This is a genomic window from Micromonospora sp. NBC_01412 (assembly GCF_045040215.1).
In the GTDB taxonomy this organism is placed as follows: Bacteria; Actinomycetota; Actinomycetes; order Mycobacteriales; family Micromonosporaceae; genus Micromonospora; species Micromonospora rubida.
Window position 1 is genome coordinate 500,950 of the sequence record NZ_CP109528.1, and the last position, 19,691, is coordinate 520,640.

The 19,691-nt window shown below is 68.4% G+C and carries 16 protein-coding genes and 2 pseudogenes; 9 read left to right on the forward strand and 9 right to left on the reverse strand.

Translation table 11 applies throughout. The features are described 5' to 3' along the window. Positions 1–225 precede the first annotated feature (225 nt). From OG617_RS02085 to OG617_RS02095, 3 genes are all read right to left on the reverse strand, one after another. Positions 226–1,389, reverse strand: coding sequence for an IS110 family transposase (locus tag OG617_RS02085; RefSeq protein WP_405098199.1), 1,164 nt, complete (start codon positions 1,387–1,389; stop codon positions 226–228). Positions 1,390–1,674: 285 nt separating this feature from the next. Beyond that, entirely contained in the window at positions 1,675–2,199 is a 525-nt protein-coding gene (gene coaD / locus OG617_RS02090; protein WP_405098201.1) for a pantetheine-phosphate adenylyltransferase, read from the reverse strand. A gap of 148 nt (positions 2,200–2,347) precedes the next feature. After that, a complete protein-coding gene (locus tag OG617_RS02095; RefSeq protein ID WP_405098203.1) occupies positions 2,348–3,853 on the reverse strand; it encodes a hypothetical protein in 1,506 nt (501 codons plus the stop codon). A 658-nt stretch (positions 3,854–4,511) separates the two neighbouring features. Here OG617_RS02095 and OG617_RS02100 point away from each other — a divergent pair. The 4 genes from OG617_RS02100 (at position 4,512) to OG617_RS02115 (ending at position 7,944) form a co-directional block, all read left to right on the forward strand. Then, positions 4,512–5,465, forward strand: coding sequence for a hypothetical protein (locus tag OG617_RS02100; RefSeq protein WP_405098205.1), 954 nt, complete (start codon positions 4,512–4,514; stop codon positions 5,463–5,465). A gap of 492 nt (positions 5,466–5,957) precedes the next feature. Beyond that, a complete protein-coding gene (locus tag OG617_RS02105; RefSeq protein WP_405098207.1) occupies positions 5,958–6,554 on the forward strand; it encodes a hypothetical protein in 597 nt (198 codons plus the stop codon). 105 nt (positions 6,555–6,659) lie between these two features. Then, positions 6,660–7,277 carry a GNAT family N-acetyltransferase gene (locus OG617_RS02110; protein WP_405098209.1) on the forward strand — a complete coding sequence of 206 codons (618 nt, stop codon included), beginning with the start codon at positions 6,660–6,662 and terminating at the stop codon, positions 7,275–7,277. Further along, complete coding sequence (locus OG617_RS02115) at positions 7,264–7,944, forward strand: GNAT family N-acetyltransferase (protein WP_405098211.1); 681 nt, start codon at positions 7,264–7,266, stop codon at positions 7,942–7,944. The genes OG617_RS02110 and OG617_RS02115 overlap by 14 nt, the downstream gene beginning before the upstream one ends. Before the next feature lie 22 nt (positions 7,945–7,966). Here OG617_RS02115 and OG617_RS02120 read toward each other — a convergent pair whose 3' ends face one another. After that, positions 7,967–8,911, reverse strand: a complete 945-nt coding sequence (locus OG617_RS02120) for a helix-turn-helix transcriptional regulator (RefSeq protein WP_405098213.1) — start codon at positions 8,909–8,911, stop codon at positions 7,967–7,969. Between the two features lie 62 nt (positions 8,912–8,973). Here OG617_RS02120 and OG617_RS02125 point away from each other — a divergent pair, with 62 nt between their 5' ends. The 3 genes and pseudogenes from OG617_RS02125 (at position 8,974) to OG617_RS02135 (ending at position 12,579) form a co-directional block, all read left to right on the forward strand. Further along, positions 8,974–10,077, forward strand: a complete 1,104-nt coding sequence (locus tag OG617_RS02125; protein ID WP_405098215.1) for an epoxide hydrolase family protein — start codon at positions 8,974–8,976, stop codon at positions 10,075–10,077. 539 nt (positions 10,078–10,616) lie between these two features. Then, positions 10,617–11,893: pseudogene (locus tag OG617_RS02130) on the forward strand (IS701 family transposase). Positions 11,894–12,060: 167 nt separating this feature from the next. Beyond that, complete coding sequence (locus tag OG617_RS02135; RefSeq protein WP_405098217.1) at positions 12,061–12,579, forward strand: hypothetical protein; 519 nt, start codon at positions 12,061–12,063, stop codon at positions 12,577–12,579. 611 nt (positions 12,580–13,190) lie between these two features. Here OG617_RS02135 and OG617_RS02140 read toward each other — a convergent pair. Further along, on the reverse strand, positions 13,191–14,432 hold the full coding sequence (locus tag OG617_RS02140; protein WP_405098219.1) for an MFS transporter: 1,242 nt from the start codon (positions 14,430–14,432) through the stop codon (positions 13,191–13,193). 19 nt (positions 14,433–14,451) lie between these two features. Next, the gene (locus OG617_RS02145) at positions 14,452–15,132 is read right to left on the reverse strand and encodes an SDR family oxidoreductase (RefSeq protein WP_405098221.1); all 681 of its coding nucleotides are present in this window, start codon (positions 15,130–15,132) and stop codon (positions 14,452–14,454) included. A 56-nt stretch (positions 15,133–15,188) separates the two neighbouring features. Between OG617_RS02145 and OG617_RS02150 the strand changes: the two genes are divergently transcribed. Beyond that, positions 15,189–15,560, forward strand: coding sequence for a winged helix-turn-helix transcriptional regulator (locus OG617_RS02150; RefSeq protein WP_405098223.1), 372 nt, complete (start codon positions 15,189–15,191; stop codon positions 15,558–15,560). 224 nt (positions 15,561–15,784) lie between these two features. Here the strand turns inward: OG617_RS02150 and OG617_RS02155 are convergent, their stop codons facing one another. The 3 genes from OG617_RS02155 to OG617_RS02165 form a co-directional block, all read right to left on the reverse strand. Continuing rightward, positions 15,785–16,099, reverse strand: a complete 315-nt coding sequence (locus OG617_RS02155) for a hypothetical protein (RefSeq protein WP_405098225.1) — start codon at positions 16,097–16,099, stop codon at positions 15,785–15,787. Positions 16,100–16,535: 436 nt separating this feature from the next. Continuing rightward, positions 16,536–18,284, reverse strand: a complete 1,749-nt coding sequence (locus OG617_RS02160) for a hypothetical protein (RefSeq protein ID WP_405098227.1) — start codon at positions 18,282–18,284, stop codon at positions 16,536–16,538. Between the two features lie 315 nt (positions 18,285–18,599). Next, complete coding sequence (locus OG617_RS02165; RefSeq protein WP_405098229.1) at positions 18,600–19,088, reverse strand: hypothetical protein; 489 nt, start codon at positions 19,086–19,088, stop codon at positions 18,600–18,602. A gap of 315 nt (positions 19,089–19,403) precedes the next feature. Here OG617_RS02165 and OG617_RS02170 point away from each other — a divergent pair. Continuing rightward, positions 19,404–19,625 (forward strand): annotated as a pseudogene (locus OG617_RS02170) (transposase); the annotation flags it as partial. Between the last annotated feature and the right edge of the window lie 66 nt (positions 19,626–19,691).

The following is a 19,691-nucleotide window of genomic DNA, read 5'->3' on the forward strand; positions in this document are numbered from 1 at the left end:
GATTTTTGAAGAACTTTCCAGGACGCCGGTCGTCATCGCTCCGACAACACGACAGTTTCGCAGCGACCGCGCTCCGCCTCCTCAAGCACGCCCAGCGCGGACAAGCTCCTGGACCAGATCGACCGATCACGAAGATCCTGACTAGTCGTCCGCACATGCCGCGAAGCGCTCGTCACCAAGGTAACCAGCTCACGGGTGCATGCATCCGGATGGCACCCCTTTATGTCAAGACACCGCTCGGAGGGCGGGTTTAGGCTTGCTGGTGGCGGGTCTGGGAAGTGGCTTGTCCGAAGGGCCGATTTCCGGGGTCAGGTCGGTCACGCTGGATAGCAGAGTCGTCCCCGACTGCCCTCCCGGATCCGCCGCCTGCCTGCGTTTCTGGTCGGCGACCATGCGGGCGTAGACGACGTTGGACAGTCGCCGTTTCAGCGCGCGCATGGCTTCCATGGAGGTCTTTCCGGAGGTCTTCTTCAGGTCGAAGTAGGCGCGGCCTTCGGTGCGGTTGCGCAGCTGGACCACGGCCATGATGTGCAGCGTCCGGTTGATCCGCCGGTTGCCGGCGCGGGAGAGCCGGTGACGCTTCTGGTCGCCGGAGGAGGCGTCCAGCGGTGCGGTGCCGTTCCAGGACGCGAACCGGTCGCGGTCGGCGAAGCGGCGGATGTCGCCGACGTCTGCCAGCAGCCGGGCTGCGCCTGAGGGGCCGATCCCGTGCAGGTCCATCAGCGTGGAGCCGCGGGCGACGACAAGCTCCTTGAGGTCTTTCTCCGCGGTCTTGATCTTCTTGTCGATGCCCTCGAGTTCACCGATGAGCTCGACGGCGAGGCGGCGCCGGGTCTTGCCGACGATGTCGCGGGGTTTGATGGTCGCGATCAGCGCACGTGCCTGCCGTGCGGACAGGAACTGCTTTGCCCCGCCTGGGAAGAGCTCCAGCAGCAGCCGGTGCAGCCGGTTGACGGTCTGCGTCCTGGCGCGGCCCAGCTCGTCGCGGCGGTCGACCAGCATCCCCATCACCTGCAGGCCCGGGTCGAGCTGGACCCGCACCAGGTTCGGGGTGCGCAGTGCGACCATCGCGACCGAGTGCGCATCGACCGGGTCGGTCTTGCGGCCATTGCCGGTGGCGAACACCCGCACCTGCGCAGACAGCTTCGCGGGCACGTCGAGCACCGCCTCACCGTCATGCAGCAGGCGGTGGGCGATGTGCTTCCCGATGCCGTTGCAACCCTCGACCGCCCACACCCGATCGGCGTACTTGCGGCCGGCGGCGAGCATCTCCGCGTAGCCAGCCTTGTCCGTGCCATACCTGCCCACTGCGAGCACCCGGGCGCGTTCGTCGACGACCTCGATGGTTGCTGAACGCTTGTGCGGGTCCATCCCGATGATCACCGACATCGGTGCCTCCCTTGACTGAACTCGGACGGAGTTGTCAGCAAGGAGGGCACCGCTACTTCGAGCAGAACAAACCCCTTTCCAGCCACTCCTCGCCCGGTGCCCGGCGAGACGCAGGCCATGAGAGAGCCACACCAATGACACCGGTGCGCAGCCGCAATGTGGGAGCGTCTCGCCGAGCACCTGGACCGAGTCTGGCCGGACATCGATCCTGCGGAAAGTCTCTAAGTAGCCGAGAAGAGTGCATCCCACCTCGAGGCGTTGCCACCGTTCCGGTATCCCTGGGGGTCACGCTTCAGCGTTCAGGGACGGACGGGCCGACTGTGCCGAGCGGTATGCGCGTGCGACCGTGGACGAAGTGGCGGCCAGCTGCGGACGGGACGGCAACCAGACGGTCTGAATGCCGAGTTGCTCGTTCATCGCAGCGAGCTGGTACTCGTGGCGAAGGTCCGCGGCCGTGCGTAGGCCGCGGACGATGACCGTGGCGCCGCGGCGCAGGCAGTAGGCGGTGGTCAGGCCGGTCCAGGTGTCCACCTCGACATTGCCCCAGGCTGCCGGCATGGCGTCGCGCACGCGTGCGGCCCTGGTCGTGGCCTCGGCGGTTGGTCGCTTGTCGGCGTTCACCGCCAGCAACACGATGATCTGGTCGAATATCACCCGGGCACGGGCCACCAGGTCGCGGTGCCCCGGGGTGAACGGATCGAACGTACCGGGATAGACCGCCAACGAACCGTGTACCGGCACCACTCCACGATCCGACGTAGCCGTCACCGCGACTCCAACCACATGGCGACGATCATCCCAGCCGTACATGTGCCGACCCGACTTTGGGCCTTGTCGTCACCGCCGACCACCGCCGACATCCTGATCTGCCGCGAGGCGCTCGGTCACCCGCTCCCATCAGCCGCAACGAGCGCGGACCGCGCCCGGAGCCAGCGCTCCAGCCGCATCCAGCCTGGGGTCACGGGCGCAACCGGGGCCAGCTCGGGGTGGTGCCGATGAGGTCCGTCCGTCCGGTGGCCACCGCGATTACGAAGTCGGTGAGCGTGCCGTTGAACGGCTCCAGTTCCCCGGCCCGCTCGACGACGGCGGTCCAGGCGTTCGGGTTGGGGTCGGTGGCGTTCCAGCCGATCAGGTCGCGGCCCTCGGTCCCGCCGCACATCACCACCGGGAACGGTGGCTGCTCGTCGTCGTCGAGCAGGTCGGTGAACCATTGCGTGTGCTCGACCGGGTCGCCGAACGACAGCCCGTCGAGCACGGCCTCGCCGTAGCCGGTGACCAGCCGCTTGAAGTCGTCGGGCAGCCGCCGGCCGAGTTCCCGCTCGGTGTCGGTCCAGTCGACCTCGCCGGGGTCGGGCGGGCCGAGCAGCGTGGCGAGCAGGGCGAACGGGTCGCGGCGGCGTGTCGACGGCGGCGGCGCGGGCGGCACGCCGTCGGCGGCCGGCGTCCACAGCGCCGCCCCTGGGGAGGCCGCCGGATCGAGGACCGGCAGGTCCATCCGCCTGTCGAGCCACTCGGCCAGGAACGTCGTCGTGGGCAGGTCGATCCGCTGCCAGCCGGTGCCGACCACCACGACCGGCCAGTGGTCGGCGGAGTGCCAGGCCGGCAGCCACCACAGCGTCTCGCCGGTGGCCATCCGGCCCCACAGCCGCATCCCCGGCGGGTCCGGGTACAGGCCGGCCGGCGGGTCCGCCAGGTCGGCGGCGGCGGCGTGCTCGGCGGCAAGGTCGAACCCGTCCGGCCCGCCCGGCGCGAGCAGGCGCAGCACGCCGCCGAGCGTTCCCGGCCCGGTGGCGTCGAGCAGCTCGCGGTAGTCCGCCGGGGCGTCGACATCGGCCCAGGGCCCGGCCCGGTCGCGGGTCGCTGTCGCTGCCGGCAGCGCGGCGCGCAGTCGGTCCAGCCCGGACCGTGACGGCCTGAGCGGCGCGACCGGCGTGGGACGCGGCCGTTCGAGGCTCAGGTCGGGGCCGTACCGCGCGGGCAGCGGGCCGGTGCGGTGGCCGGGGCTCCAGTCGATGCCGTCGGTGACCATGGCCGCCACGAGGTCGGTCATGGTCAGGTCGAACCGGTGCCAGCGGTGATGGGCGAACCGGGCGACGACGACCGGCCAGGTGTCCGGGTCCTCGGAGCCGGACGGGTCCCAGAAGAAGTCGTCCCCGGCCCGGCTCGTTGCCCACCTGAGCAGCCCCCACGGTTCGGGCCAGAACCGGTACGGCGCCGAGCCGGGGTTGGCGTCGCGGTTGGACCGCAGCCAGCCCAAGGTCCGGACCTGGTACGGCACCTCGCTGCCGGCGGGCGACCAGATCCACACGTACTCGCCGAGGTCGATCGGTCCGTAGGCGGCGGCGAAGGCCCGGAAGTCGGCCGGCAGCGGCACCCCGAGCCGGGCCTCGACGTCGGCCCAGTCGACGGGCGGCACGTGGGCGGGTGGCGGTCCGGTGAGCGCGGCGATCCGGTCGAGATCCACGACCCGCCATTATGCCTTCGATGGTGAGCGGTGCGGCAGCTCCGCCCCTCGTCGTGGTAACAGGCTGTAGTCGGCGGGTGCTAGCGGACACGGACTTTTCCTTTTTGGCGGACATTGCCCTCCGCGCCGACGGACACGTTCAGTCCTCACGGGCGGACACCTCGTCGCTAGCAGTAGCGGGCCGGCGGAGGGTGACAGCCGACGATGTACCTCTCATCTGGCCCGCTGCCGGCCTCGCTGTGGACGCGGCCCGTCCTGGCGCGCCGCTTCCGCTCCTCGCCGCGTTTGACGCGGCTGCGGTCTTCCGCCGGGGTCGGTCGTCAAGGGTGAAGGGTTTGCGCAGTTCAGAAGGTATGTTGTGCCCGGTTTGATCTGTGACAGGTGTCGCGCACGGGGTGGTGTTCGTCGCCTCGCGGCGCCGAGTGGTTGTGACGGAAGGAAGCCGGCTCCACCAGGACGGCCATAGCTGGCCCCACCGCACGGTGATCACCACCGCTGGTGAGTCGCCCTCCGTAATCATGGTCTGGAATTGCGACGTACCGAGTGGCGGCTGTCCGCGCGGATCGCGGCAGATGAGGGCACCGGCGCCTTCGTGCTGCGATGCCGAGAAGGTCGGTCCATTACGGGGCAGGCTGATCGACATGACTACCATCCCCTTGTGATCGAGGACTTGATCAGGAGAACGGCCACCGAGGACGACGATGCGATCGAGGAGTTGTGCGCGATCGCGGACACCGATCTGCGGAGCCTGACTCCGCACCAGGGCCTCCTGCTGGACCTCGACGTGTTGTGGCCGGCGAAGTTGTACCGAGCGGCAGGTGCCGACGTGGTCCGCCGGGTCATCGAGCAGATCGACGGCGGGCGGACGCCGGACCGGCTCAATCACCTGCTCCTTGTCCTGGCGCACAGTGCTCACCCGCTCGCCGAGAGCGCCATGCGTCGCTGGTCGACCCAGCCGCCGCCCGGTGTGGACGAGCTGCACGTCGGGCCGCTGCGCTACGCGCAGGAGGGCGGTTGGGTGGTCGGCCCGGACGGCAACCGACGTGACCTGTGCGGTGACACCGCGTACCGGTGGGTCATGCGTGAGACATCACGACGCGAAGAGCGTCCCCACTGTCCGTGGTGCGCGTCGCCGCTCTGGACTGCCGCGGACCTCGACACCGTAGACCCCGCCGTCGGTGCCGCCATGGCCCACACGGGCTGGTCCGGCCGGTTGGTGATCGAGAGCTGCCACTTCTGCGCCTGCTATACGACGCTGTACAGCCGGGTCACGCCTGCCGGTGCCGCTACCTGGTGGGCCGGCAACACCCGCCCCAGCTACCTACCGGATGCGGCCGAACCGGAGGACCCGCCGGCGCTGCTGCCGGTCCCAGGACCGGCTCTGCCCAGCCCTTACCAGGCCAGCGCCTGGACTCGGGGCGGCTCGACCCTAGGCGGCCGGCCCGACTGGATCCAGGACGCCGAGCACGCCGACTGCCCAGGCTGCGGACAACCGATGGACTACGTGGGTTTGATCGGCGGTGCAGACTTGGACGAGTTCGGCGAGGGCGCCTACTACCTGCACCTGCACCAGCCGTGCGGGTTCGCCGCAGTAAACTACCAGCAGAGCTGACCGCCGCAAGCGCTGTCGCCGGAAGCTGTCGGGTACCACGCCGCACGTTGCAGCATCGCCACCAAACCATGGCGGCTCTGCTTCACCAGGCATGAAGGACGAGTTCGTCCGAGCTCGCTCGTCGGACAAACACTGCTCTCGGCTACGACCGGGCGCTGCGGCACCGGGGACATCACGCTCCGTCTTATCCCGGTCGACGGCGTGAGAGTGCGCGCTGCTATATGCGGCACGCGTCGTGCTCGCGCCTACTCTCTACAGAAGATGCTCGCACTGAAGATCGTCCGATCGACATCCTCAACTCGACATGGTCGGGTGTGCCTCACCGCTGAGCCGCCAACGACCGACCAGCGGCATGTTCGGATGCCGTGGCGGGCGATGCGAGTCGGACGCGGGCCCGAATGGCTCATCGACAGGACCGGTAGGGCTGGTTGGGGCGATGGCCACGAGATGCCCCACTGCTGGGTCCTCGTACGCGGCAGTGATACTGGGTCAGTGCGAGGCTCATGGGTTCATGTCGGCCGGCTGTGGACCAACGGTGAACCGTTCCTCGCTATCGACGCCATGCGGCGCAGCGAATGGTGCGGTTACAGCAACGACGACTTCGAACGGGTCGTTGACATGGCGCCGGAGGACACCACCATCTCCGTCGGGGCCGGCAGAGCGGCTCTGGTCGGCGGGGACGGGGTTATCCGCGACGACAGTTGGATTGAGGTCGTCCAGTCCGAGGACGGCACGCTCGCCTTCGTGCAGGCATCTGGGCCCGACTACCCGCGTGTGCTCGCTGCAGCACTGGAGTATCCGGACGCCGAGGACGACGAGGGTGATGACCTCGCCGTCGGCAGTGGTGAACTGGCGGTCTTCAGCACAGCACTCGACGGCGCCGGCGACTACTCGGCCCCGTTGTCGCCGGCACGGCCAGGGCCGGTGCCAATCGTTCACGGTCCACCGCAGCGAGAGCCTGACCCGGGCATGCTGATCCAGACGGGTGACACCACAGCGTATCTGTTCAAGATCCGGTGGTACACCGAACTGGACGACGAAAGCTGCTTCGCGCGCTGGCTCCTTATCCCTGCTGGAGACAATCGCTGAGGGCGTGCAAGCCCACTCGCTTCGCGGCAGAACCCATTAGATGAGTGCGTGTGACCTGCGATAAATCGGATCGTACAACGGGCGCGACCATGCGATCGTTGCCGAATGCCCCAACCGATCTTGCGTACTGACCGTCTGCTGCTGGTCCCACTTGCCGACCGACACCTTGAGCTGGAATTCCGGCTCGACTCCGATCCGGAGGTGATTCGCTACATCAGCGGCCGGGCGCGATCCAGGGACGAGGTGGTCGCCTCACATGCGCAGCGGATGGCCTTGGCATGCAAGGTGGACGGCTTGGGTTATTGGATGGCGTTCGGCTCTGATGGCGGCGCGCGTGGCTCGGCGCCGCCGGCCGGTGAGGACGACGGCGAGTTCATCGGGCTCATGATGCTTCCGCCGGCGCATGGGCCCGACCAACCTGACGACCCAACTGTCACAGACCTGGGTTACCGCCTCGTCCGTCGGTACTGGCGGAAAGGCTTGGCCAGCGAGGCGTCCCGCGCCTTGCTGCGGCATGCCTTCGACACCGTCGGGCAGAGCCGGGTGATCGCGCAGACCATGGCCGTGAACACCGGGTCTCGAGGCGTGATGGAGGCCATCGGCATGCGGTACGTGCGCACGTACTTCCCGTCCTGGGATGACCCGCTGCCGGGAGCGGACTTGGGTGAGGTCGAGTACGAGATGACCTGCGGGATGTGGGAGGCGTGTCGTGGCGCTTGCTGAGGCGGGGATGCGTGGCCACGGGGTGGAGTTGCAGCCACTGAACGAGTCCCATGTGAACAGCTTGATCGAGGCGGCCAGTGACGGAAACCTCTGGGAGCTGTTTTTTACGAGCGTTCCCACCCCCGACACCATGGGCGAGACCGTCAGGCGATTCATCCTCGAGCGGTCGGCGGGCACCATGCAGCCCTTCGCCGTGTGCCATTCCGACACCGGCCAGGCGGTGGGCGTGACCAGTTTGTGCCACATCGACGCGGCCAACCGCCGCGCCGAGATCGGCTACACCTGGTACGCAGCCTCCCAACAAGGAACCGGCATCAACCCAGCCTGCAAGCTCCTGTTACTGACACGCGCCTTTGACGACATGGGCTGCATTGCGGTCGAATTCCGCACGCACTGGCTCAACCACCGCTCCCGGAGAGCGATCGAACGCCTGGGCGCCAAACAAGACGGAATCCTACGCAGCCACATGATCATGTCCGATGGAACCGTGCGCGACACCGTTGTCTACTCGATCATCGCAAGCGAGTGGCCGCCCACCCCGACCGGCTCGCGTACCGCGATGACGCGATATCTGGTGCGATCCCATGCTCCGTCGTGCCGGTCGCCGCGAGACCGGTCGGCCGCGGACTGGGCGATATGCTCGGCCCCCGTTTCCTGGGGCGGCTGACGCCGCGTGTCGGTGGCCGCCTTTAGCAGGTGATGGCATTTAACCGGTTACGGATGACAGCAAAGGCGTCTAGCAGGTCTGGTGGGCCGCAGACGTGAAAGTCCTTGTTCAGCATGAGGATGTGCAGGGCAAGCTGGTACGGGGTGTCCGCTCCGGCGTACACGATGCAGGTCGTGTCGTCGATTGGCTGCACTGCCACGGAGTCTGGCAGGTAGCCGGTGATGGCTGAGGCTGGTGCGAGCACGGTGATTTCGGCGCGGTGCGCTGACAGGGCGGTGTCGACGCCTCGGATCACGCCTGCGGGGTCCGGGGGATGCGGCCGGGGGACAAAGCGCATGCCGGTGGGTTGCAGGAGCGTGATCCGGTCGACGCGGTACGTGCGCCAGTCGCGCCGGGCGGTGTCCCAGGCGATCAGATACCAGCGTCGTCCGGTGTGCACGAGGCGATGTGGCTCGGTGTCACGTTCTTCGGCCGAGCCCTTGTGTTTGGTGTAGGTGAAGCGCACGCGATGGTGATCCCGGCACGCCGCGGCCAGCCGGGTCAAGGTTTCGGCAGAAACAGCATCACCGCGTTTGATGAGCGGGGTGGTGTAGGTGTGCAGGTCGGTTACCCGCTGGCGCAGGCGCGGGGGGAGGACTTGCTCCAACTTTGCCAGCGCGTTCATGGCGCTTTCTTCGATCCCGGTGACAGACCCGATGGCGGCCGTGCGCAAGCCTACCGCCACGGCGACCGCTTCGTCGTCGTCGAGCAGCAGGGGCGGAAGCTTTGCACCTGCGCCGAGACGATACCCGCCGGCTATCCCGGGAGCCGCGTGCACGGGATAGCCCAGGTTGCGCAACTTGTCCACATCGTACCTGATCGTGCGGGGGCTGACGGCGAGGCGGGCGGCCAGTTCAGCGCCGGTCCAGTCCGGTTTGGCCTGCAATAGCGTCAGTAGGCGCAGCAACCTGGCAGAGGTCTCCAGCATGTTTTGATATTAGTTGATATTGCGGCAAGAAGCTTGCCGCAATACTCACTAACGTGGTTTTCGTGAAGCCCTTCAAGATTGACATCGACCAGTCACAGATCGACGACTTGCACGAACGCATCAGCCGCACCCGATACCCGTCCGAAGTTCCCAGGGCCGAGTGGTCACGCGGCGTGCCGGTCGCCTACCTCAGGGAGCTTGCCGACTACTGGGTCAGCACCTATGACTGGCGCGAATATGAAGCGCGGCTCAATGCGTACCCGCAATCTGTCACCGAGATCGACGGCCAGCAGATTCACTTCTTGCATGTGCGCTCCCCAGAGCCGGCCGCCACCCCGATGATCCTCACCCATGGCTGGCCGAGCTCGGTGGCCGAGTTCCTGGAGATTGCCGGCCCACTGTCTGACCCGCGCGCCCACGGCGGCGATCCAGCTGACGCGGTCCACCTGGTTATCCCGTCGCTGCCCGGGTTCGCGTTCTCAGGGCCGGATCTGCAGCCAGGCTGGGACCTCAACCGCATCGCCCGGGCGTGGGCGGCGCTGATGGCGCAATTGGGTTACCAGCGCTACGTCGCGCAGGGAACCGACTGGGGCTCAGGGATTTCACGTGAACTCGGTATCGTTGATGCCGAGCATGTCATCGGGGTTCATGTGAACTACCTGATGACCTTCCCATTCGGCGAGCACGACTTCGACGAGCAGGACAAGGCGCGGTTGGACCGGCTCGAGGCCTTTCAAGGAGATCTGGGCGGCTATTTGGCTATCCAGTCGTCGCGGCCACAGACCCTCGCCTACGGCCTGGCCGATTCTCCCGTAGGCCAGCTCGCTTGGATCGCCGAAAAGTTCAAGGAATGGAGCGACGAGCCGGTCGACCGGGACTATCTGCTCACCACCGCGATGATCTACTGGCTGACCAACACGGCCAGTTCCTCGGCCCAGATCTACTACGAGTTCTCTCACTCGTGGTCGCAGCCGCAGGAGTCGACCACGCCGATGGGCGTCGCGGTGTTCCCCAAGGACCTCGTCCTGCCGATCCGCAAACTCGCCGAGTACGGCAACAAGATCGTGCACTGGACCGAATTCGACCGCGGCGGCCATTTTGCCGCCTTGGAACAGCCTGAACTGCTAGTCGGTGACATTCGCACCTTCGTCAGGTCCCTGCGATAGCCGCAACACCCGTGGCGGCGCACTCCACGTCGGGAGTGCGCCGCCACGTTGCCGGGTGGCGTTTGGGTAAATTACCCGAGACCGTGCGACCCGAACCCGGCGAGCGAGCACCAGGCAGTGTTTCGAAGTACGTGTAGCCATTCGTTGATCGCGGTGATGTGGATTTTGGGGAGGTAGCGTGGCGAGCTACAGGAGCCGCGACGCGGAGAACGAGCGCGTCGGGTCCCTGATGCGCCGGCTTACGCGGCCCGACGCCGGTCTTCGGCAGGCCCGTCAACGGGTCTTCTTCGTCGCCCGCTTGCGGGGCGGTGTCGGCAGCTCGGCGATGGTAGAGGCCCACGGCCCCGGCGTTGTTCGGAAGTGTCCGGTCCGGTTTGATTACGGTTTGTTAGTACGGCAGCCGCCGTTTGAGATGTTGCTGGTGGGGCCGGGTAGACGAGGTGCGGCCACCGCGTGATCGTCTGTCTGCTGTGGACATAACTTCAGATCTGGCGGTGGCCGCGTGTCACAGCGCAAACCCTGTCCGGTGGCGGCAGGTCCTGGCCGGGGTGTGTGATGCGTTCGCGGGACGGTTCGGGCGGGTCGAGCCGCGGCGGTCGGCGGCGGCGTTCGTGACCGGCCTGCTGGCCGATATCGAGGTCAAGACGTGCTGGCAGTTGGCGGAGCAGGCCGGACACGCCCGGCCGGACGCGATGCAGAAGTTGTTGTCTCGGGCGGTGTGGGACGCCGACGCGGTCCGCGACGATGTGCGGGCGGTGGTCGTGGGCCGGTTCGGTGACCGGACGCGGTGCTGGTCGTCGACGAAACCGGGGACCTGAAGAAGGGCGTTCACTCGGTCGGGGTGCAACGCCAGTACACGGGCACCGCCGGCAGGATCGAGAACGCGCAGGTGGGGGTGTTCTGCGGCTATGCCAGCCGGCATGGGCACACGCTGATCGACCGCAGGGTCTACCTACCGGTGTCCTGGACCGATGACCGGGACCGTTGCCAGGCTGCCGGAGTCCCCGACGCGGTCGCCTTCGCCACGAAACCCGAGTTGGCCGCCAACATGATCACCACGGCCCTCGACGCCGGCGTTCCGGCCGGGTGGGCGGCCGCGGACGAGGCCTACGGCAACAGCAGCGTCTTCCGCGCCCACCTGCGCGAACACCGCCTGGGCTACGTCCTGGCCGTGTCCCGTAGTCACCTGGTCCCACTCGACGGCGGCAAGACCCGGGTTCGGGCCGACCGGGTCGCCGCCGAGCTACCGGCCTCGGCGTGGCAGCGCCGCAGCGCTGGAGCCGGGTCGAAAGGGCCACGCTTCTACGACTGGGCCTGGCTCGATGATGTCTACACCGACGCCGACCCCGATGACGGCGGCCGCCACAGCCTCCTGATTCGCCGCAACACCACCACCGGTGAGCTGGCCTTCTACCGCTGCTGGACCTCACGCCCGGCCACCCTGGCCCACCTCGTGCGGGTCGCGGGCATCCGTTGGACAGTCGAGGAGAGCTTCCAGGCCGCCAAGGGTCAGGTCGGCCTCGACCAGCACCAGGTCCGCCGCTGGGACTCCTGGCACCGGTTCACCACCCTCGCCCTGGCCGCCCTCGCCGTCCTGGCGATCTGCGCCGCCGACGCCGCCGACCACAACCCGGCCGACACAAGGCTGATCAAACTGACGGTCAACGAGGTCCGCCGACTGATCAACGCCTGCATCATCCGCCCGATCCGCGACCTCGCCCACCGTCTGCGCTGGTCACAGTGGCGGCGCCGCCATCAAGCCAGAGCCAGACAAGCCCACTACACACGACGCCTCAACCTCGAACTTCAACCATGATCCCGCACGGCGGCTGCCGTACTAGGGCTGGAGTTGTTCTTGGTCCGGAAACTACGGCGAGGCCAACAGGCCACCATGCCCCGACGTCCGGCCGGACCGATTCCCCGGAATCACCACCTGGCGGCGAGGTGCCCGGCGGGGGCGTCGACGTCGGTACGGTGACGGCCATGGATGAGGAGCGGCCTCGATACGGGTATGGCGATGGTGGGCGGCCGTTGGGGTCGCCGCGGGACCGGGACGCGGAGGTGGTCCGGCGGGTGCTGCGGCAGGCCGGGTTGCGGGACTTCGGTGAGCGACACCTGGACGGTTTCGCAGTCGAGGGCGCCAACACCAGCATGGACGGGCCGGAACCGTTCGCCGTGTCGTACTGCGGCACCCGGAATGAGGTGGAGGCGGTGGCCCGCTACCGGCGGGTGTTGGAGCGGGCCGGCTACCAGGTCGAGGCGGATCCGGTGGACAGCAATGTGCTGCTGGTGCAGCGGCGACCGGACCAGTTCGTGCCGCCGGGGCGGGGGTTGTTGCCGGTCGCGGTCGCTTGCGCGGTGGTGGCCACCGTGGCGTTGGTCGCCTCCTGGGCCGGGTCCGGGGCGGTGCGACTCGCCGGCGGTGTCGGCTCGGGCGTGCTGGGTGTGCTGGCGGTGTTCCTGGCCGGCCTGTGGTACCGGCGGCAGGCCCGCCTGGAGTGAGCCCGGCGAGCGGGCGGCGGTGAGGGGCAAGGCGGCCTTGCCCCTCACCGCCTACGCGGCCGGCCGGTTGGCGCGGCGTCAGGTCCAGGGGCCGGCGGGGTCGTCGGGCAGCGGACCAGCGGCAGTCTTCGCGGGTGGTTGGGTCGGGCAGGTCGCAGGGCGTCTCGGCGAGGGCGTGCACGGCCCACCGGCCGTCCTGTTCGGCCGTGAGCCGGTACTCCAGGCCAGGGGTGAGTGGCCACCAGGCGGCGTCAGGGCCGGTGATGTCACGCAAGACGCCGGAGCGGATCCAGGGCCTCTGGGTCCAGCCGCCGCGTTGATGGATGTGCCAGCCCTGCTCGGTGCGCAGCACCCGGTACGGCGGTCGGACGCCGCCGGGCAGGCCGCTGGGCCGCCGGGGATGGGCTGGCCGTCCAGGTCGTCCGCGACAAGGTGAACGGCCCGGTCGGCGGGGTGGTCGTCGAGGTCGACGTGGACGGTGGTGAGGTGCCCCAGCAGCCGCAGGCCGGGCGCGGACGTGAACGCTGGAGTTGTTTTTGGTCCGGAAGCTACCGGCAGGCCAACGGCCGCGCGCGCGTTTCGTGAGCCGTCCTCCGAGGCGATCGCCGAGCTCACGAGCCTGCTCGCGCCCGGCGGCAGCGACCGCTGAGCCGCGTTCCTTGATCCTTCTCGGTGGCAACGGCGGAGGCGGAGAGGAGCGTCGCAGCGGCTAGGCTGCCCCAGAGGGCGGCCGAGCCGCGGGAGGCGAGAGCGGTGATGACCGCCGGGGAGACGGCGAGGCCGAAGCCCGTGGAGAGCTGGAAGCGGGCGAGGGCGCGTCCCAGGACATGGGCCGGGGCGAGGGCGGTGACGAGCGCGGTGGCGCTGCCGGCATAGATGATCTCGCCGATAGTGCAGACCACGGACACCGTGGCGACGGCCGGGGCACTCCAGCCGTGTCCCAGTGAGGTGGCCGCGAGGAAGCCGAGGTAGGACGCGGCGAGTACCACGCCGGCAAGAGCCAGCACGGTCCGCCGGGAGAAGCGGGACATCAGGACGGTGACCGGAACCTGCAGGGTGACCACCAGCACGGTGTTGGCCACGAAGATGGCTGCCGACCACACCGGGGATGCGTGCATCTGGGTCACCAGGACCAGGGGGAGCGCGATTTCGGGGACGTTGAGGCAGAAGACGTAGATCACGTTGGCGGCCAGCAGCACGCGCATCCGAGGTGCGGGCTCGTCGTCCCGGTCCTTGGCCGCGGCAGCGGCCGGATGAGCGTGCACGTGGACCGACCACGCCAAGGCTGCCGCGGCGAGGTAGGCGAGCCCGGTGGCGGCTGCCAGCGCCTGCAATGCGGTGGTGCCGCCCGCCAGGCATGCGGTGGCGAGGAGGGCGCCCACGCCCAGGCCGGCGTTGCGCAGGGCGCGGCCTCCCGCGAGGGCGGCGTCGCGTTCGCGGCCGTGGGCGACCGTGGCCACGAGGGCGGCGTGGGCGGCCGGCCATGCCTGGTTGCCGATGCCGAGGAAGAGTGCCGCTGTCGCGAACAGCCAGACGTTCCCCGTCGGGGTGGCCAGCAGCAGCGCCACGCCCAGCACCCGCACCAGCATCGACGCCGCCACGACCGTGCTGCGTGCGCCCCGGTCCAGCCATCGGCCGACCGCGGGCATGCATACCAGAGCCACGACGGCGCCGACGGTCATGGCGATGCCGGTGGCCGGCGCGGGCAGCCTCAGCACCGTCACCCCGTAGAGCAGCAGGAAGGGCCGCAGCAGGCCGGTGCCGAGCGCGTCCACGGCCAGGGCGACGGCATAGCGGGGGCCTCCGGAGGCACGGACGAGGGCACGTGCCTGGATTTTGATGGGGGTTGCCATGGTATTGGTGGCGCCGGGATCAGCGGTGCCGGGTGCCGCCGTCGACATGGACCGTCTCGCCCGTCACCCATCCCGCACCCAAGAGCCACAGCGCGGTGTCGGTGACGTCCTCGAGCGTCCCGACCCTGCCTGTGAGGGAGGCCGCGGCAGCTCTGTCGTACAAGGCACGGCGACGCTCGTTCGGAAGCCGGTCCCAGGTGCCAGAGTCGGTGATACCGGGCGCGATGGCGTTGACACGCAGCGGCGCGAGCTCGACGGCCAGGTGGGTGACCAGCGCGGCCAGGGCAGCATTCGCAGTACCTTTGACGACGGTGCCGGGCTTGGGCTGCCAGCCCACAATGCCGGAGAAGAACAGGAACGATCCGTCGGCAGGCATCCGTGGGGCGAAGTGCTTGGCCAGCAGCAGCGGGCCGACGACCTTGGCGGAGAACGCGGCCTGGATCTTGTCGTGTTCCAGGTCGGGCACCGGCACGTCATGGTGAGCCGACGCGGTGGAGATCACGTGGTCGAAGGCGCCGAGCGACTCCGCGGCCCGCGCGATGGTGGTCTCGTCGGTGACGTCGATCTGGACCTCGGGGCCAGACCGTGTGGCGACGACGACGTCGGCGCCGGCCTGCCCGGTGCGCCGGACGATCTCAGCGCCGATACCGCGGGCCCCGCCGACGACCAGGATCCGCTTGCCTGTCAGGTTCTCGCTCATGACCGCGACGGTATACATTTGCTACCGGTATCTTCAACGCTACCGAGAGGACCCCCATGGGCAAGGCGTACAACGTCATGGCGGCGACGTGCCCGAGTCGCACTGTGCTGCACCGCATCGGGGCGCGTTGGACGGTGTTCGCCGTCAACGCACTGGAGGACGGACCGATGCGGTTCACCGAGCTCAAAACGCACATCCGCGGGATCACCCCCAAGGCCCTCACCGAGACGCTGCGCGCCATGGAGGCTGACGGTCTGCTCGCCCGTACCGACCTGGGCGGCAACCCGCCGCACGTCGAATACGCCCTGACCGAGCTCGGCCGTTCCCTGCTGGTGCCGCTGCGTGCCGTACGACAGTGGGCCGAGACGCACGTCCCGGACATCCTCGCTGCGCGCGAACGAGCCGGCGTCGGGGAGGCCTCAGGCTGACGATGCCTCCCCGAACGCCGGCAGCAGCCGACGCATTTCGCGCGGCGGTGGTGCCCGCAGATCGGGCTGACGTCGTCGGGTCTGGGTCCAGGTGTCCCACAGCCGAGACCCACCGGTGGTGGTGGCGGCCGGCGTCGACGACGTCCTCGTGGCGCTGGTGTTGGCTTGTCCTCGCTGCCGCCCAGCGGCGTGGGCGCGGGCGGCTCGGAGTCGGGCAGGCGTGTCTACTCCTCGCGGGAGCCCACGACGTACGCGCCATCAGCGGCCGGCGTGATCAGGATTGCGCCGGTCACGACGTCGACGTGCAGCGCGAGGCCGGGTGTCCAGCCCAGCGCGCGCAGCAGCGCGCGGGCGGTGACCCGGCCGACGGCGTCGGGTCGGGCCACGTCGAACAGCACGCCATCGCCACTGCGGGCGGCGGGCGCGGGCAATGTCGGCAGGGGCGCCGGCTCCGGCGATGCGACCGGCAGTGGGGTAGGTACGAGCGCCTCGACGAGTTGCTCGTCGGGCCGACGATGGCGCGGGCTGCCGCGACTCACCTATGCCCCCGCCAGCGCGGATGCCGTGGTGTCAGCGCAGGTGGCAGCGACTCCCGAGGGGGGCGGTGCGCACAGATGGACAAGGTGGAATCGAAGATCCCACGAAGGGAGTTGATCTCGCGTGGATCTCTACACGTACTGGTGTCCGAGGGGTGATCGATACCGTAACCCCACCGTCGCTATGCACCGACGACGACATCATGATCGACTGTGGACGGTAGCAGTCCGCCGCCGCCGAGCCTTGCCACCTGCAGCAACGCTGCGTCCGGCAAGCCCGCCAGAGGCAGGCCCGGCCAGGGCGCCCTGGCACTGTCGAAGTGGTCGATTTCGAACCCACGCCCCCTTGTTACCGAACGTAGCCATCCTGACCTTGTCAAGGACTGTCAAACTTCACACCGCCGCCAAGCGCCACTGGCCCCAACAGTCATCAGAAGGTTCAAAACCAAGCCTGGATCGGCGGCTTGAACCGGGCCACATCGGTGCCGACTCCCACGAGCAGGTCCCCGTCGTCGGCGGTGGCGATGCTGCGAGCCTCCGCTGGCAGTTGGAGGACTGGGCACAGGTCGTGGCCGGACTCAAGGTCCGTCAGGGACACGGTGCCGTCGGCGCGGGCGATGAAGGCTGCAGGCCAGGTGGCGATCGCAATAGAGGTGATCGGCGGGCCGCCGATATCCGGGCCGAGGGGGTGGCCCGACAGATCGCAGGTCCACACGGTACGCCACCCGGTCCGCCGCTCGGTGAGACTTCCGGCGACCAGGCGCGTTCCGTCCAAGGCGGCGGCGAACCCGCCGTGTAGGCCGGGCACCGACGAGGGCGGCGCCGTCAACTCTTCCAGCCGGAACACCTCGGGCGGGCGGTCGATCGCTGAGACCATTGCAATCGGGCCGCCGTCGGACGGACCTGTCACCAGCCGGTAGGTGCCTCGGTCCTTACAAACCTCGTCGAGGAGCGCCCCGTCGGCGGCTCGCCGCAGTTGCAGCAGCTCGCGATCGACGACCACCAGGACCTTCTCGCCCCGCACGGTGGCCATGCCCACGTGCCTCACCTGCGGAACGCCCAGCTTGATCGGTGGGGGCATCTCTTCGCGCATGACGAGGTCCCACCGCTGCAACCAAGGATGCGACGAACGTGGCGAGCCAGCTCCGGTCGCCGCCTGCACGCTCGTCCCGTCCACCCAAGCCACCAATGACACGACGCCGCGAACATTGGTGTGGGTTGGCCGGGTCACCAGCGAACCGTCACCGGTCCGGCGCGCCGCGATCGTTCCGCCGTCATCGACGCAGACCACCACCCCGGGCTCCGCCACGTCGAGGCGGGCGACCTGCTCCCGGTGACCCGTCGACCGCCGCGCCGGAGGCTCCAGGTCCCACAAGCCCACCATGCCGTCCTCGGCCGAGCCCGTCAGCAGCCAGTCCCGCCCCTCCCACCGCACCGACGCCAGCACCGGCTTACGTACCGGCCCCGGCAACGGCGGTCGGGCAGGTGCCGGGGCAGGCAGATCCCACAGATGGACGCCCCATCTCGTCGGCACCGCCAGCACCCCGCCTACCATCGCCAGCCTCGGCCGGGCGCGCTTGCCGCCCCACACCCGTCCCCTGTACTGCGAAAAGTCGTTGACGTGCGCGTCGATCCGGCCGCCCACCTGTGCGTGGCAACGTCGAACATCACGAGTTCGCGCGCCCCCGTCACGACGGTCAACACGTCCCGGCCGTCCCGCGCCGACAGCACCGCCCCTGCGATGTCGCCGAGACTCTCCTGCTCCGGAACCGGCAACGGCAGCCGTTCCCCGCTGTGCGCATCCCACAACGACAGGCCGCGCCCGGCTGCTGTTGTCGTCGTAGCCCAGGGTCTCGGTGGTGAGCAGCGCGTTCGTCGCGCTGTAGTTCTGCACCCGGGTGACCCGGCCGGCCCCGTCGTAGGCGACCGTTCGGTTCGTCAGGTCCGGCATCTTCGTCTTGACGACCCGGCCGAGCCCGTCGTATTCGGTCGTGGTGACGTTGTTGGCTCCGTCGGTTTCGGTCAGCGGCTCACCCACCCAGTTGTAGGTGGTGTTCCGCACCACGCCTTCCGGCGTGGTCACCTTCTGCAGCCACGGGCGCGGACGAGGTTTTCGGCACCCGCAGGGCTGGCCGGCGCGGCGGCCGGGGAACAGCCAGCGGGCGTCGCGGTTGGTGGCAGTGCGCACGTTGGCGCGCTGGTCGCGTAGGGCCAGCAGTAGCTCCGGGGCCCCGGTTGGGCGATCCCCTAACGGGACAGCAGGTCAACCACCCACTCAAGGCGACCCGTGAAGATCAACTATTTGGCCCCTGGCATCACGGTTCCTACCAGCACCCCAACGTACCGGCGGAACTCCTCATCATCTATACCTCTCGGGCGAACAGGTTTTGGCTGTGGGTTGGCGTGACAGGGCCGAAAGCTTCCGCTGCCTCTGGCCGATCCGGGCAGAGGCAGCGGAAGCCTGAAATTCCTTTTGGATAGATACGACTACAGGCCCGCGGGTCTACGAGAACTTGACGGAGCTCGCCCGGTTGCTCCAGCCGGTACCGACGGCAGCCAGGTTCGCCGACGCGTCGATCCACGTTGAGACAGCACCGCTGAAGTTCGTACCGTCGTAGAACTTGACGTCGCACAGGTTGTAGGTGCGCACCGAGCTGACCCGGTTGTTCCAGCCAATGGCGCCGAGATCGCCCCACTGCCACTCTTCGTCGTAGGTGCTGGTGCACTGACGAGACTGGACCCACGTGTGCGTGCCCCCGGTATAGCTGGTGCCGTCGTAGAAGATGGCGATCGTCAGAGCCGCGGGTTCGACGTCGCTGAGCTGTCGGGCCTTCTGCGGGTTGCTGGCGCACGTGGTCCGGCCCGTGTCGAGGTTGCTGATGCAGTGCTGCGCGGAGGGCCGCCTCTCCTCAGACGCCGAGGCCGGCGCAGCGACACCCACCACGCCAATCATGCCCAACATCACGGCGAACGTACCGACGGACTTCCTCATCTACGCCTCCCAGGCAAGCAACGATTTAGGCCACGGGCTGACTCCACCACGGGCCAAACGATTGAGCGCTGAAGGTTCGACTCGTGTCGATGCGCTCCGTCCGCCACCCTGCCATAGCGACCCACCCTCAATCCAGGCCTATCAGCTAAAAAACGGGTGATCTAATACTCTCCTGTCGTATATGACGATCTGGTTATGAAAAATCGATTGGTTGGGCCTGTCCGACTGGCAGGCTCGTGTAATCCAACCGTCTGGTAGGGGCTGTGACGTTAGGCGGTGTCTTCAAAGGATCTTGGTATCGGATGGATGTAGGACGTGGGTCGTCGCTACGAGTTGTCTGACATCGAGTGGGAAGCCCTGTCGCGGTACCTACCCTCGACGGTGACCGGTGGTCGACCCCGGGCCGATGACCGGCGGGTGCTCAACGGGATCGTGTGGAAGATCAGGGCCGGGGCGGCGTGGCGGGACGTGCCGGCCCGCTACGGGTCCTGGCAGTCGATCTACACCCGTTTCCGCAGGTGGGCCCTCGACGGCACGTTCGAGCGGATACTGTCCGGGGTCCAGGCCGACGCGGACGCGGCCGGGGACATCGACTGGCTGGTG

Excerpts from the sequence above, each read along its gene's own strand:
- OG617_RS02150 (WP_405098223.1), top strand. The coding sequence starts at position 15,189 with ATGGGCAAGGCGTACAACGTCATGGCGGCGACGTGCCCGAGTCGCACT.
- OG617_RS02165 (WP_405098229.1), bottom strand. The coding sequence starts at position 19,088 with ATGAGGAAGTCCGTCGGTACGTTCGCCGTGATGTTGGGCATGATTGGC.
- OG617_RS02140 (WP_405098219.1), bottom strand. The coding sequence starts at position 14,432 with ATGGCAACCCCCATCAAAATCCAGGCACGTGCCCTCGTCCGTGCCTCC.
- OG617_RS02085 (WP_405098199.1), bottom strand. The coding sequence starts at position 1,389 with ATGTCGGTGATCATCGGGATGGACCCGCACAAGCGTTCAGCAACCATC.
- OG617_RS02145 (WP_405098221.1), bottom strand. The coding sequence starts at position 15,132 with ATGAGCGAGAACCTGACAGGCAAGCGGATCCTGGTCGTCGGCGGGGCC.
- OG617_RS02110 (WP_405098209.1), top strand. The coding sequence starts at position 6,660 with ATGCCCCAACCGATCTTGCGTACTGACCGTCTGCTGCTGGTCCCACTT.
- OG617_RS02135 (WP_405098217.1), top strand. The coding sequence starts at position 12,061 with ATGGATGAGGAGCGGCCTCGATACGGGTATGGCGATGGTGGGCGGCCG.
- coaD (WP_405098201.1), bottom strand. The coding sequence starts at position 2,199 with ATGTACGGCTGGGATGATCGTCGCCATGTGGTTGGAGTCGCGGTGACG.
- OG617_RS02120 (WP_405098213.1), bottom strand. The coding sequence starts at position 8,911 with ATGCTGGAGACCTCTGCCAGGTTGCTGCGCCTACTGACGCTATTGCAG.